Source organism: Janibacter sp. GXQ6167, from assembly GCF_041365945.1.
GTDB lineage: Bacteria > Actinomycetota > Actinomycetes > Actinomycetales > Dermatophilaceae > JBGFSK01.
The window spans coordinates 79698-93602 of the sequence record NZ_JBGFSK010000009.1; the positions used below are offsets into that span (position 1 = coordinate 79698).

The following is a 13905-nucleotide window of genomic DNA, read 5'->3' on the forward strand; positions in this document are numbered from 1 at the left end:
GCGCGCACTCACCACCCCGGCAGCGGCAGGGCGTTGGCGTTCGCAGAGCCCCCGACACCCTGACCAAGACGAGCGGAGAGGTCCGGTGGGAAGGCCGGCACGGGTACCCGCAGCAGATCGGGCACGATCACCCGCACGCAGTGCCACCCGCCAGCGCGGACGTCTGGCGTCGTCAGGTCGACCACCCAGAGCGCATGACCGGCGGCCCGCGCCTGCTCCTCCATCGTCGCCGTCGGCGCGGTGATCTGCTCGATCTCGGGCAGGGCGTCGGCCGCCTCGATCAGCCGCACCAGTCGGTCCTGGACGCGAGGATCGAGTCCGAGCTGGAGCGCGGCTAAGGGGTCGAGCGCGCGGCGCAGGTTCGGTCCCGCCGCCTCCAGGTAGTGGCGGTCGCAGCGGTGGTCCAGGGTGCCTGGCGGTCGCCCGGCGGCGAAGGCGACGCCGCCAGCGTCCAGGGCGCGCGAGAGGACCAGTTGCCAACTCGCCCGGGCCACCGCCGCTCGGATCGCGGGCTCGCCCTCGGTTGGACCGCGCTGGTCGACGGCCGCGACGGCAATGGTGGTGATCCCCTCCACCTCATCGGTGACGGCGGCGAGCACGACCGGCACCTTCGTCGGTGACGACAACAGGAGACAGCGGACGGCGAGCCCGGGCGTGCCGCCCAGATCCGCTGGGCAGCGCAGTCGCCCCACTGCCGCCCTGCCATGCCACCAGAGCACGAGGGCGTCCTGACCGATCGCGTCCGCGAGACCCGCGTTCACGGCATCGCTTCGCCCACGCGCGGCCACGAGGCCAGCGAAGTTCACCGGGTGCGTGAGCGGTTCGTCGGGGTGAATCTCCAGCCCGCGCGTCACGGCCTGGAGATAGGGCACCCAGCCGTGCTGGTCCTGGAGGACGGCGCGGACCCACCGCACGGGTTCGTCTCGTCCGACCGTGCGCAGCGGACACCCCTTCGCAGCGAGGACTGCGGGAGCGACGCCATTGATTGCGTCGGGCGCGAGCACGAGCTCACCATCACGCTCCAGCTCCGCGACACTGGCGCGCCGCATCACCAGTTGTCCCCGGTCCTCCCCGCACCACACGCGCGCCGCGGCCGCCAGTGTGACGTCGGGATCCGGTGCCGCGGGTGGCACGGGGAGCTGCACCGCGGTCGCCACCGAGTCGACGCCTGCGACGGGCGGGAGTTCGATCTGCTCGTAACTCAACCCGGTCGGCAGGCCGCGGTGCTGCTGCCGAGTGACCCGCAGCGGGTGGTCGAAAAGCCCCGGCGCTCCCCCTTCGTCCGTAGCCCTCACGCGTGAGGAAGGGGGAAGAGGTTGATGTCGGCTTCGGCCAGCGGTGCATCCCGCCATCCGAGGCGCAGCGCGAGATCGCTGACGGCATCCCGACCGAGGAAGGGGAAGGCCGCGGGGGCGTTCCCGATGGTCCCCGGGACGATCGCGCGGACCACGGACAGTCCGGTGCTCGCCACGTCTGGCGTCGTGATGTCGACGACGATCACCTCATACCCGGCGGCCTCAATGGCCTGCTGATACGCCGCGCGTGAGCGCTCCGGCAACCGGGGCAGCGAGTCCATCGTGCGCGTGGTCGGAGGCTGAAGCAGATGGCGCATCCGCTCCCCTGCGCGCGGGTCGAGATAGACCTGCTGTTGGACCATGAGGTCGTCGCAGTCGTGCATATCCGGCCGGAAATCATCGAGATAGGCCCGGTCGGCCCGCCACGGCTTGAAGGCCCGGCCATTCAGTTCACCGCGCGCCATCACGCCCCAGTGGTGGCCATCCATCCGCAGCAAATCCCGCGATCCCTCCTGCAGGGTCAAGGCCTCGGTCCAGGCCTTGGCCGCGGCGACCTGCGGATCGTGGCGCGCCGAGAAGCCGATGTTGACCAGGCGGTCGGTGTCGTCGTGGACGACGCCCGCCATGACGGGGATGCCCATCTCGTTGTCGAGGTGGATCAGCGAGGCGCGTTGATGGGCTGGATCGGTCCCGGCCCAGAGGCGATTGAGCGCGTCGCTCGCCTGGACGCCGGGCATCGGGTGCCCGGCCAGCCACCAGAGCATCGTCGCGTGCCGCTCGACCACCTCCTCGAGCGCGCTCATCACCGCGAAGTCGCGGTCTGGTCCCGCGGCGATCCCCGCGAAGGCGCAGAAGTTCGTGATCGGCACACCCGAGTACCCAGCGGCATACCAGTTGACGTAGACCAACGACGCCGGGACGAGAAGGTCCTCGCCGGTGGTGAGGCTGGTGCCCGGGACCCAGTCCACCACCGTGTCGCGACGAAGCGGCGAGAAGGGGAAACCCTTGGCTGCGTACTGATCGGATGAGTACAAGACGAGGCGATCCGGGTCGAGCGCCCGTGTCCCGGCTCGATTGAACTCATGCCACGACCCTCGACGCACCGGGAGCGTGTCCAAGATGTTCCCGCAATAGCGCTCGACCGACTCCCCGAGCGCCCCGAGAGCGGCGCCCTCCGGGTCGTCGAAGGCCGACCCCTGGCAGAGGATGTTGTTTGCCCAGCGGCTGACGGCGCGGATGTCGGCCACATCGCACTGCCGGGTGTGCAGGCTGGCAGGGACGCTGGCGTCGTGGGCGATCGTGCGCGTTCGCAGGACCAGGCCGGTTGCGGGATCGACGAGGTCGTCGGGTTGGTGGGGACGATGTGTGGTCGGCGACCCCGGCATCGGAAGCACCGGGTGCGCAACGATCTCGCCCGTCGCGCCGCTCACTTCGACGACCCGATCGTGTCCGTCGCGCAGGGCTCGCTGAAGGGCGAGGGCGGTGGCCGGGGAAAGGGAGTCCAGTGGGGGCCCGGCGTCTCCCGTCAACGACGGGCGTCGCAGGGCGCGGTGAATCCGGCGATCTGGGGCGGCCGCGGCGCGCCGCGCGACGAGCTCCTCATAGGACGCTCCGGTCCCGGGAGTCACCAGCGGGCCGGCCCAGACATCGCCCGTGCCGAGCTCGATCGGCAACCAGCGCACGCGCATGTCGTGTGCGGTCCGGTCGAGATCGACGAGGTCATCGTCGCGAGGTCCGTGGACGGCGACAACCAGGAGATCACCGCGGGCGTAGGCATCGTTGACGACCGCGCGCTGGTCGAAGGCCAGAGTGCGCACGCGCGCCCCACCCGCCGCCAACACCTCGGCGACGATGGCGGCTGTGTCTTCGTCGCCGGTCACCACGGCACTGACCCCCTCGAAGGTGGCTACCCCGAGCGCCTCGGTCATCTCCTCGCGTGGAGCTGGCGCCCACACCTCTTCCTCGATGAGCCTGTGCCGCACCCCTTCGGCTGCTCGGTGCAGGTCCGGACGCGCACTGTGCTCGGCCGTGACCTCGCGGGACCATTCATCAAGGAGCAGGATCAGCTCGCGCGCCGGGACCGGCACCCGGAAGGTCTTGCGTCGCGGGGTGGTCACCACGCTCGTGAGGGCATCAACGGCTCGCACCTCCACCCGCGCTGCGCGACCGGGGAGGAGGCCGGTGAGGTGATCGGGGGCCAGGGCAGTCATGGAGTCCTCTCGGGAAGGGGGCGGTCATCGCTCGTGAGTGGGACAATCAAGGGGTGGGCCCTCGGCTGCTTCGATCAGCCGAGGGCCCACCGTTGCGTCGCGTGATCAGCTCCAGGAGAAGCTGGTGGCGACGTGACCGTGATGGTTGGAGTTCGGGGCCAGGACGGCCTCGTCGGCGCGCTCGGCGTCGATCTCAACCATGTCGATGGTGATCTCGTTCATCGGACTTCACCTCCTTTCGGGTTGGATGATTCCTGCGGTGTGGCAGGCGGTTCGGTGAGCACCTCGCGGTAGGCGCGCTGCTCGCGAAGGAGGTGCTCGTGGCTTCCATCGGCGACGACCCGTCCCCGATCGAGCAGGATGGAGCGGCCGCACCAGGAGATGGTGCTCGGCCGGTGGCTGATCACCAGGGTGGTGAGGCCCGCTCGGTTTTCTCGCAAGGCGGCGAGGACGAGTTGCTCGCTGACCGCATCGAGGTGGGCCGTGGGCTCATCGAGGATCAGGATGTCCGGTCGGCGGATCAGGGCGCGGGCTAGGGCTAGGCGCTGACGCTGCCCGCCCGATAGCGACGCTCCGCGTTCGCTCACGTCGGCGTCGAGACCACCGAGGGTTGCGACGTGATCGGCGAGACCCACCTGTTCGAGGGCGGCCCAGAGCGTGTCGTCGGGCCGGTCGAGGCCGAGCAGGAGATTTTCGCGCACCGACGAGGTGAAGAGGTGAGCGTGCTGCTCGACGAGAAGGACCTCGGTCCGGCTCTGCTGCGGTGGCACGTGGAGCGTCGCTTGCCCGTTCAGACGCAGGCTCCCTGATGTCGGCTCGAGCAGCCGGGCGAGGACCTGGGCCAAGGTGGTCTTCCCGGCACCACTCGCCCCCACGATCGCGACGTGCTCACCGCGATCAACCCTCAGGTTGAGCGCCGTGAGGACCGGGAGGTCGCGCCCGATGTATCGCGCGGCCACATCGGTGGCCTCGATCACGCCGGGACGGTCGGGGCAGGTCGGCGAGAGGGTGTGCGGAGGCACCCAGGTCGAGGACGCGGGTGCCTCGATCACCTCGACGACCCGCCCCGCGGCGGCGGACATCTCCCCCAGCCGACCGGCGCCGCCGGCCAGGGTGCCCGCGGGGATGACTGCGGCCGCGACGGCCGACACCACGACCGGGAGGTCGCTTGGTGCGAGCGCTCCACGCGCCACCTCCGCAGCGACGAGCGCCAGGATCGTCAGGCTCGTCATCGCGAAGACGATCTCCGTCGCCGCTTGCTCACAGCCGACCCGGATCGCGATTGCTCGCCGAGCTCTCTGCACCCCCTTCGTCCCTGCGCTCACCCGGGCTCGCGCCTGATCGAGCAGACCCAGCAGGATCACGTCGCGGGCGGAATCACGGATCTCGACCGTCGTCGTCGACAGCGACCCGATCGCGGCGCGCAGTTGACGCCCGTCGCGCCGAGCGCGCTGCAAGGTCAGGCGCGGGATCGCCATGACAGCGATCTGCGCGAGCGGCACCACGAGACCGACCGGTCCGAGCCAGACCAGTGCGGCGACGCTCGTGCCGACGACGAGCGCGGCGGCCGAGATCCATTGGGTGATGGTGTGGGCATAGAACCACTCCAGGGCCTCCGCGTCGGCCATGGTCGCGGCCGCGGTGTCGCCCGCTCGCCGGCGGCGCAGTCCGAAGGGGGCCAGACGCGCGATCGCCTCGTGGGCGTGGCACCGGATCCCGTCGATCACCCGGTAGGCGAGGACATGCGCGAGCCAGGAGTCGGTCCACCCGAGGATGCCGACGGCAAGGACCACCACGCCGAGAACGACAATCCACGCCGTCGTGCCGGTGGCGTCCGAGGCCACCCCGGCTGCCGCGTACACGCTCAGTGGGGCCACGGCCAGCGAGGCGACTCCGAGGAGGAGTTGAACCACCACGACACGGACGAAGAGGCGGCGGTGTGTGCGCACGTGCTCTCCGAGGTCGCGAAGGGGGCGCAGGAGGGACACGAACCCTGCCGAGGGGGCGCTCATCGCGTCACCACCGGCCGGGCGATCTGCCCCGCGTCGAGCACCGTCGTCGAGACGGCGTCGCCCGTAGGACGGGGTCGATGGGTCACCATCAGCACGATGCGATCGGACTGGTCGGTCGCGAGGCGGGCGAGGATGGCCTCTTCGCTGCGCCGATCGAGCGCCGAGTCGGCCTCGTCGAGGATCAGGACGCGACGGTCGAGGCGCAAGGCCCGCGCGAGCGCGACCCGCTGACGTTGGCCGCCCGAGAGCAGACCCCCGCGCTCGCCGACGACCGTGTCCAGGGTGAGTTCTGGGTCATCGCTACCGATCCCTACCACCGCCGCAACCTCGTCGATCGGGCGCGGTTGCCCCGTCGCGGGGCGAGCCAGGGCGATGTTGTCGCCGACGGTGCCAGCGAAGAGGACCGGATCTTGCGCAACGAGAGCGACCTCACCCCTGCGCGCCTCGCGCCCGAGCGCTCGCCCGTCGAGGCGCACCACGCCCTGCTCCGGCTCGGCCAGCCCCGCGAGGATCGCGGCCATGCTCGACTTGCCCGAACCCGAGGCGCCGGAGATGACGTGCAATCCGCGACCCCACGTCGCGGTGACGGAGTGCAGCACCGGACGATCCGCGCCGGGATAGGTGAAGGTGGCCCCTGACAGGCTGAGCCCATCTTGGTCTTGGTCGAGACCGTCCACCTCGCGGTCGTGCTCGTGCGGCTGAAGCACGGCGAGGATCTCGCGGCCCGCGTAGGTGCCCGCGTACCCGGCATGCCAATGCGTCGCGAGGTCACGCAGGGGCCGCACAAGTTCGACCGACAGCAGGATGAGGGCGAAGACCGCTGTCGCGCTCAGGTGCTCTCGGCGTCCCCACGCAGCGGCGAGGACGAGCGCGGGAACTGCGACCAGGGCGAAGGCTGACAGGCCCGACTCGATCAGAGAGACCTTGAGTTGGCCCATCGTGGCGCTCAGCAACGAGGCCGAGCGCTCCTGGAGCTCCCGCTGGCGACGGGCTTCGGCGCCGTGCAGCACGAGGGTCGTCATCCCGGTCATCGAGTCGAGGAACTCGGCATGCAAGCCCTCGTATGCCTCCCAGTGATCTGCTCCCTTCCGAGCCAGGATCCGATCCCAGGCGCGCGGGGCAAGAGGCAGTACAAGCACCGCCGCGAGCGCGATCGCGCCGACGACCGGATCGATCACCACCATGGCGATCCCGATCCCCGTACAGGCGATCACCACCATCGCGACCTGGGGCAGGTACTTCCCGAGATAAGGGTCGAGGTTTTCCACGCCGTCGACGACGAGCGCGTGATCGCGGCCGAGCCGCCCGCGGACATCGGCGGCGCGCTCTTCCACGACGTCCCCGATGAGCCGGGATCGTAGATCGGTCTTCACCGCGGTCATCAAGGCGGTGCTCGCCAGCTCTCGGGCCAACACGAGTGCGGGGCGAATCAGCAGCGCGGCGGCAAGTCCCGCCATCGCCGGACCCACGATCGACCACCGCACCGCCCCATCGCTGACCACCGATCCAAAGATCCGGGAGAGCAGCAGGGCCTGAGCCACATAGGTCGACGTCACGGTCAGCCCGAGCGTGACGAGCGCGGGCAAGACGAAGCGATGCGAGCCCAGGAGGCCGATCATTCGGAAGGGGGTCATCTCACCTACTTGGGAATGGTTATCATTACGACCGTGAACCTAAGTGCCACCGCCGAGCGCGTCAAGCCCACGCTCCGACATCGCCGCCGCGGGCGACACCTGATCCCGATCGCGCTGCTCGCGAGCGCGGTCGCGGTCAGCGGCCTCGTCGCCGTCGGGCTCGGCGCGAGCTCCCTACCCGCCAGCACGGTGGTCCGGATCGTCGCCGCTCACCTCGGATTGGCACCCATAGACCCCGAGATCAGTGCGCGCCAGGACGCGATCGTGTGGGAGTTGCGTGCTCCTCGAGCCATCGGGGCGATGCTCGTCGGCGCCACTCTCGCCGCGGCCGGCGCGGCCCTCCAGGCGATCGTGCGCAACACCTTGGCCGACCCCTTCCTCCTCGGCGTCTCCTCGGGCGCCTCGCTCGGGGCCGCGAGCGTCATCACCCTCGGAGTGGGGTCCGCGATCGGTGGCCTCACCCTGATGGGCGGCGCCTTTGTCGGGGCCCTCGCAGCGATCGCGCTAGTCCTCGCGCTGGTGCGCACCGGCGGTCCCGCCGCGAGCAACCGACTCGTCCTCGCCGGCATCACCGTGTCCTTCTTCCTCGCCGCCTTGACCAATCTCGTCGTCGTGGCGTCCGGGGACCGCGATGCCATCCGCGCGGTCATGTTTTGGATGCTCGGCTCGCTCGGAGCGACGCGGTGGGAGATCCTCCCCTGGCTGGCGATCCTCGCCGCGCTCATGGTGGCGATGCTGACCCTGCGCGCCCGGCGGCTCGACGCGATCGCGCTCGGCGATGACGTCGCCCGCAGCCTCGGGACCGACCCCGACCGCCTCCGTGCGCAGATCACGGCGCTCACCGCGCTCGGTGTGGCCGCCGCGGTCGCCGTCTCCGGATCGATCGGTTTTGTCGGTTTGGTGGTCCCGCACCTCGCGCGCCGTCTGGTCGGCGCTTCGCACCGTGTCCTGATTCCCGTCAGTGCCCTGCTGGGCGCGCTCGTCCTGGTCTGGGCGGACACGTTGGCCCGCACCGTGTTTAGCCCCCGAGAGCTGCCGCTCGGCATCTTGACCGCGCTGCTCGGCACCCCCCTTCTCATGCTGCTGATCCGCCATGACGGCTCGCAGCGCTAAGAACCTCGCACCCCACTTCGACAAGGAGACCTCTCTCGTGCGATCCTCCCGAACCGCCCTCGCCCTGCCGCTGGCGCTGATGCTGACCGCTTGCGGCACGACCAGCGCGACCGCCCCAGAGACGAAGGGAGCAGATGCCGCCTTCCCCATGTCCGTCACCGACTGCGGGGAGCAGCTCAGGATCGAGCAGCAGCCGCGCAAGATCTTCACCGTCGGGACGGCCGCCGTCGCCACCCTCGACGCGGCGGGTGCCTCCGACCGAATCGCCTACCGGTCGGGCGAATTCGGCGCCGAGCTCCCGACGGGGCTCGCGCACTCCCCGACCGACGCCACGATCGTTGACCCCAGCGACCCGGGCACCGAGGCCATCCTCGACACCGACGCGGACGCCGTCTACGGGTACGGGCTCTTCAACGCCAAGGCCGACCAACTGAGCGACCAAGAGATCGCGCTGCTCACCGTCCAGGGCGAGTGCGGCCATGACGCCGGTGACACCGGGTCCGGGGTCACCTTCTCGACCGTGACCGACGACATCACTCGTCTCGGCCGGATCTTCGGGACCTCCCCGACCGCCGAGGAGTCTGCCCGCACGATCACCGAAACCGTTGCCGAACAACACAAGCGGGCCCCAGAAGGGAGCGGCAGCGTGGCCTGGCTGTACTACTTCGGCTCCAGTGAACCGCTCTCGGCCTATGGGCGCGGCGGGATGCCGAACGAGGTGATGGAGCAGGCCAAACTGAAGAATGTGTACGCCAGCGAGTCCAAGACGTACCTCAAGGTGACCCCTGAATCCCTCCTGGAGCACAATCCGCGCTCGATCATCTTGACCTACGGCCTCTACGGCGAAGATGCCGCCACCTTGAAGAAGAAGTTCCTCAACGAGCCGGGCGCCGACCGACTCGACGCGGTCAAGGAAGGGCGGATCATCATGCTCCCGGCCGGTTCGGCCGAGCCCTCCCCCACTGCCGTCGGCGGTCTGACCGCCCTCGTCGACCACCTGTCCAAGGGCTGATGAGCATCTCCACGGCGCCCAGCCCCGGGACCGCGGTCCTCCCGCGGCTGGGCGCCGAGGGGGTGTCGCTGCGCTATCGGCAGCACACCGCCCTCGACATCACCGATCTCGCGCTGCTAGCGGGCAGCGTCACCGCGATCGTCGGCCCCAACGGCAGCGGGAAGACGACCCTGCTGCGGCTCATCGCCGGGATCGCCCGGCCGAGCACGGGTCTGATCCGCCTCGACGGCGTGGACTTAACGACCCTCCCCGGCCGCGAACGCGCCCGCCGGATCGCCTACGTCGGGCAAGCCGAGGCGAGCGACGCCCCCTTCACGGCGCGGGAAGTCCTGGGCCTTGGACGCAGCGCCCATCGCGCGGACTGGCAACCCACCGACCGCTCCGATGCCGAGGTGGTCGAGTCGATCCTCACGCTCATGGACCTCACCCACCTCGGCGATCGTCGCCTGGGCTCGATGTCCGGCGGTGAACGCCAGCGCGTCCTCCTCGCGCGGGCCCTCGCGCAGGGCGCCGAGACCATCCTCCTCGATGAGCCGACCAATCACCTGGACGTCCACCATCAGCAGCACGTCCTCGATGTCCTCACCGACCTCGGCGCCACGGTCGTCCTGGTCTTGCATGACCTCAATCTCGCGGCCGCCTTCTGCGATCGCGTCGTGATGATGGGCGCGGGACGAATCCTCGCCGAGGGAGCGCCGACGGACGTGCTGCGCCCCGAGCGGGTCGAGGAGGTCTACCGAGTTCGCACCCGCGAGGTTGACCTCGGCGAGCGCCGGCACCTGATTCTTGGACGGTGAGGGTCCGCTGACCTGATTTCGCCTCGTGAAGGGGTGACAATGCCCCTCGTGAGTGCCTCCGAAAAGTACGCGGCCCGCCGCAACCTGCAGAAGTACGCGTGGCTCGCCATTGCCGCTGCGCTGATGACGATCGGGCTCAAGACCGGCGCGTGGTTGGTCACCGGATCGGTCGGTCTCCTCTCGGACGCCGCCGAGTCGGTGGTGAACCTCGTCGCGGCGATCGCCGCCCTCATTGCGCTGCGGGTCGCCGCCACCCCGGCGGATGACGGCCACCAGTTCGGGCATACCAAGGCGGAGTACTTCTCGGCCGCGATCGAGGGCACGATGATCTTCGTCGCCGCCCTCGTCATCTTGTGGCAGTCCGTCCTCCGGTTGATCAACCCCCAGCCCCTGGAAAACGTCGGCATCGGCCTCGGGATCTCGGTTCTTGCGTCGGTCATCAATGGCGCGGTCGCGATCCTGCTGCTCCGTGCGGGCAAGCGCTATCGCTCGATCACCCTGACCGCCGACGGCAAGCACCTCATGACCGACGTGTGGACCTCGATCGGCGTGGTCGTCGGCGTGCTCCTCGTCGCCGTCACCGGCATCGATCGGCTCGACCCGATCGTCGCGATCGCGGTGGCGATCAACATCCTCTTCGCCGGCTATCAACTGCTCAACGCCTCGAGCCGCGGCCTGATGGACGGGACGATGTCCGACGACGACAACGCCAAGATCGCCGGGATCGTCCGGGGCTTTCGCACCGAGGTGGTCGACTTCCACGCGCTTCGCACGCGGATGGCTGGCCACCGAGGGTTCGCCGAGATGCACGTGCTCGTTCCCGGAGAATGGTCGGTCCAACGCGGGCACGATCTGGTGGAGGACGTCGAGGAGGCCCTCTTGCAGGAGTTCCCCGACCTGCACATCATGGCCCACCTCGAACCGCGGGAGGACCCGCGCGCCTACGGCGATTACGAGAGCGAGATCCCGATCGATACCGAACTCGTCGGCGAACCACGCTCGACGGACGTGCTCGGCTCCGAGTAGGAAGGGGGGATGAGCGCTCTCATCTCCCCCGACAATCTCGCCGCACACCCCGACGTGGTGCTGCTCGATGTGCAGTACGAGTTGATGGGGACGCCGTCGCGGGACTTGTACGAGCGCGCGCATCTTCCGGGCGCGCAGCCCCTCGACCTCGACTCCGCCCTCGCCGGTCCCCCGGGCGAAGGGGGACGCCACCCCCTTCCCGACCCAGCGATCCTCGAGGCCGCCTTGCGGGTGGCGGGCGTCGATGATGATTCGACGGTCGTCGTCTATGACCAGGCCTCCTCACTCGCTGCTGCCCGCGCCTGGTGGGTGCTGCGCTGGGCGGGCCTGACGGACGTGCGAGTCCTCGACGGAGGCTTGGCCGCCTGGCGGGCCTCGGGGCGGCCGGTCGAGAGCGGAGCGGCTCCCCCTTCGCCCGAAGGTGGCGTCTCCGTGCGAGCAGGGTCGATGCCGGTCATCGAGGCCGACGAGGTCACTGACGTCGCCCGGCGCGGAGTTTTGCTCGATGCCCGCGCACCCGAGCGCTACCGCGGCGATGTCGAGCCGATTGATCCGGTCGCTGGGCACATCCCCGGAGCCGTCAACGCCCCGATGGCCGATCTGCTCGACGACCAGCAGCGGCTCCGGCCACCAGCCGAACTGCGCGCGTATTTTGCCGATCGGGGCGTCACCGACGACACGCTCGTCGGGGCCTACTGCGGGTCCGGCGTGACCGCGGCCCACACCGTCCTCGCCCTGCACGAAGCCGGGATCAAGGCGCGCCCGTACATCGGCTCATGGAGCCACTGGGTCACGGACCCGACCCGCCCTACCGCCCCCTAACCGTCCTCACTTTGCTTAAGCACGTCCTCGTTGCTCACCCTGGAGGGTCGGCAACAAGGACGTGCTTAAGCAAAGTCGGTGAGGAAGGGGGTGCGGGGCGGGGGCCTGTCAGGTCAGGACCCGATGAGCTTCGGCGCGAGGTAGGACTCGACCTGGTCGATTGAGATCCGCTCCTGCGCCATCGTGTCCCGCTCGCGGATCGTGACCGCGTTGTCCTCGAGGGTGTCGAAGTCCACGGTGATGCAGAAGGGGGTCCCGATCTCGTCCTGGCGGCGGTAGCGCTTCCCGATCGCCTGGGCGTCGTCGAAGTCGACATTCCAGTGCTGGCGCAACTGCGCGGCGAGGTCGCGAGCCTTCGGCGACAGGTCAGCGTTGCGCGACAGGGGCAGCACCGCGGCCTTGACCGGCGCGAGGCGGTGGTCCAGACGCAGCACGGTCCGCTTGTCGACCCCACCCTTGGCATTCGGGGCCTCATCCTCGGCGTAGGCATCGACGAGGAAGGTCATCAGCGAACGCGACAGCCCCGCCGCGGGCTCGATGACATAGGGGGTGTACTTCGTGCCCGTCGTCTGGTCGAAGAAGACGAGGTCGGTGCCGGAGTGCTTCGAGTGCTGGCTGAGGTCGTAGTCGGTGCGGTTCGCGATGCCCTCGAGCTCGCCCCATTCGCTGCCGGTGAAGCGGAAGCGGTACTCAATGTCCGTCGTGCCCTTGGAGTAGTGCGAGAGCTTTTCCGTGGGGTGTTCGTAAAGGCGCAGGTTCTCGGGATTGATGCCGAGGCCCACATACCAGCGCATCCGCTCTTCGATCCAGTACTGGAACCACTTCTCGTCCTCGCCCGGCGGCACGAAGAACTCCATCTCCATCTGCTCGAACTCGCGGGTTCGGAAGATGAAGTTGCCCGGGGTGATCTCGTTGCGGAAGGACTTGCCGACCTGGGCGATGCCGAAGGGGGGCTTGCGCCGCGAGGTCCCAAGGACATTGAGGAAGTTGATGAAGATGCCCTGCGCGGTTTCCGGGCGCAGGTAGTGCAGGCCGGTCTCGTCCTCGACAACGCCGAGGTAGGTCTTCAGCATCATGTTGAACTCGCGCGGCGGCGTCCACCGGCCCTTGGTGCCGCAGTCCGGGCAGACGAGGTCTTCGGCCGGGATGTCGTCGGGGTTGACCTCCGTGCCCTTCTTGGCGAGCTTCTCGGCGGCCGCCTCCTGAAGGTGGTCCAGCCGGCGCCGCTTGTGGCACTGCAGACACTCAACGAGCGGGTCGGTGAAGGTTCCGACGTGGCCGGAGGCCACCCAGGTTTCGCGCGGGAGGATGATCGAGGAGTCAAGGCCGACGACGTCCTCGCGGGCGGTCACCATCGCCTTCCACCACTGGCGCTTGATGTTCTCCTTCAGCTCGACGCCGAGGGGGCCGTAGTCCCACGCAGAGCGGGTCCCACCGTAAATCTCACCCGAGGGGTAGACGAAGCCTCGGCGCTTACAGAGGCTGACGACGGTATCCACGAGAGAGGTTTGCTTGGCCATGCGGCCCAGGCTATCCGGCGAAGGGAGTCGCCCTTAAATTCGCGGGGCGGGGCGGACCGAGGGCGGGACGAAGGGGGCCGTCGCATAGGCTCTGGCGCGTGGCACCAACGAACCCTCAGCATGATTCCGCGCGCGATCCCGATGGCCTTAATGCGCTTCAGCGCGCGAGTGTGCCGCTGATCCGGGCGATCAACTCGGTCCCCTCCTTCGTCCCGATCCTGGTGATCTTCGCCCTGATCGTCGGCGGTGGCCTCATCCCTGGTTGGGGCTGGATCCTGATGACCGTCGCGGTCCTCTTCCTGACCTGGATGCTCGCCGTCAGCTGGCCGCGCCTGACGACCGCTGAGCGGCTCATGCGGATCGCCGTGCTCGTCTTCGTCGCTGCCATCACGGTCACCCGCGCCATCGGCCGTTAGTCAGCAGGCGGCCCGCTCGCGACCGTTTTGACAATCATTCTCACTCCA

Annotated in this window: 11 protein-coding genes; 6 read left to right on the plus strand and 5 right to left on the minus strand. The window is 69.2% G+C overall.

The genetic code is table 11. From position 1 onward, the window contains the following. Window positions 1–8: 8 nt before the first annotated feature. The 4 genes from AB8K43_RS13170 to AB8K43_RS13185 all read right to left on the minus strand — a co-directional run bounded on the left by AB8K43_RS13170 (window position 9) and on the right by AB8K43_RS13185 (window position 7151). Window positions 9–1295, minus strand: a complete 1287-nt coding sequence (locus AB8K43_RS13170; RefSeq protein ID WP_370894667.1) for a YcaO-like family protein — start codon at window positions 1293–1295, stop codon at window positions 9–11. After that, window positions 1292–3505: a YcaO-like family protein gene (locus AB8K43_RS13175; protein ID WP_370894668.1), complete on the minus strand. Its 2214-nt coding sequence runs from the start codon at window positions 3503–3505 to the stop codon at window positions 1292–1294. The genes AB8K43_RS13170 and AB8K43_RS13175 overlap by 4 nt, the downstream gene beginning before the upstream one ends. Window positions 3506–3723: 218 nt before the next feature. Then, complete coding sequence (locus tag AB8K43_RS13180) at window positions 3724–5517, minus strand: amino acid ABC transporter ATP-binding/permease protein (protein ID WP_370894669.1); 1794 nt, start codon at window positions 5515–5517, stop codon at window positions 3724–3726. Continuing rightward, a complete protein-coding gene (locus AB8K43_RS13185) occupies window positions 5514–7151 on the minus strand; it encodes an ATP-binding cassette domain-containing protein (RefSeq protein WP_370894670.1) in 1638 nt (545 codons plus the stop codon). Before AB8K43_RS13185 ends, AB8K43_RS13180 begins: the two co-directional genes overlap by 4 nt. Window positions 7152–7184: 33 nt before the next feature. Between AB8K43_RS13185 and AB8K43_RS13190 the strand changes: the two genes are divergently transcribed. From AB8K43_RS13190 to AB8K43_RS13210, 5 genes are read left to right on the plus strand one after another with little or no spacing between them, the layout of a single operon-like run. After that, window positions 7185–8264, plus strand: a complete 1080-nt coding sequence (locus AB8K43_RS13190; RefSeq protein WP_370894671.1) for a FecCD family ABC transporter permease — start codon at window positions 7185–7187, stop codon at window positions 8262–8264. A 37-nt stretch (window positions 8265–8301) separates the two neighbouring features. Continuing rightward, entirely contained in the window at window positions 8302–9276 is a 975-nt protein-coding gene (locus tag AB8K43_RS13195; protein ID WP_370894672.1) for an ABC transporter substrate-binding protein, read from the plus strand. After that, window positions 9276–10073: an ABC transporter ATP-binding protein gene (locus AB8K43_RS13200; protein ID WP_370894673.1), complete on the plus strand. Its 798-nt coding sequence runs from the start codon at window positions 9276–9278 to the stop codon at window positions 10071–10073. The genes AB8K43_RS13195 and AB8K43_RS13200 overlap by 1 nt, the downstream gene beginning before the upstream one ends. 39 nt (window positions 10074–10112) lie before the next feature. Next, window positions 10113–11099, plus strand: coding sequence for a cation diffusion facilitator family transporter (locus AB8K43_RS13205; protein ID WP_370894674.1), 987 nt, complete (start codon window positions 10113–10115; stop codon window positions 11097–11099). A 9-nt stretch (window positions 11100–11108) separates the two neighbouring features. Further along, window positions 11109–11921, plus strand: a complete 813-nt coding sequence (locus AB8K43_RS13210; protein WP_370894675.1) for a sulfurtransferase — start codon at window positions 11109–11111, stop codon at window positions 11919–11921. 113 nt (window positions 11922–12034) lie between these two features. Here the strand turns inward: AB8K43_RS13210 and AB8K43_RS13215 are convergent, their stop codons facing one another. Next, a complete protein-coding gene (locus AB8K43_RS13215; RefSeq protein ID WP_370894676.1) occupies window positions 12035–13441 on the minus strand; it encodes a glycine--tRNA ligase in 1407 nt (468 codons plus the stop codon). Between the two features lie 98 nt (window positions 13442–13539). On the opposite strand from AB8K43_RS13215, the gene AB8K43_RS13220 reads away from it, so the two are divergent. Beyond that, window positions 13540–13857, plus strand: a complete 318-nt coding sequence (locus AB8K43_RS13220; RefSeq protein WP_370894677.1) for a DUF6703 family protein — start codon at window positions 13540–13542, stop codon at window positions 13855–13857. Window positions 13858–13905 lie beyond the last annotated feature (48 nt).

Bases quoted from the DNA above. Each gene is read 5' to 3' on its own strand.
- AB8K43_RS13210 (WP_370894675.1), top strand. From the start codon at position 11,109: ATGAGCGCTCTCATCTCCCCCGACAATCTCGCCGCACACCCCGACGTG.
- AB8K43_RS13180 (WP_370894669.1), bottom strand. From the start codon at position 5,517: ATGAGCGCCCCCTCGGCAGGGTTCGTGTCCCTCCTGCGCCCCCTTCGC.
- AB8K43_RS13175 (WP_370894668.1), bottom strand. From the start codon at position 3,505: ATGACTGCCCTGGCCCCCGATCACCTCACCGGCCTCCTCCCCGGTCGC.
- AB8K43_RS13185 (WP_370894670.1), bottom strand. From the start codon at position 7,151: ATGACCCCCTTCCGAATGATCGGCCTCCTGGGCTCGCATCGCTTCGTC.
- AB8K43_RS13215 (WP_370894676.1), bottom strand. From the start codon at position 13,441: ATGGCCAAGCAAACCTCTCTCGTGGATACCGTCGTCAGCCTCTGTAAG.
- AB8K43_RS13200 (WP_370894673.1), top strand. From the start codon at position 9,276: ATGAGCATCTCCACGGCGCCCAGCCCCGGGACCGCGGTCCTCCCGCGG.
- AB8K43_RS13205 (WP_370894674.1), top strand. From the start codon at position 10,113: ATGCCCCTCGTGAGTGCCTCCGAAAAGTACGCGGCCCGCCGCAACCTG.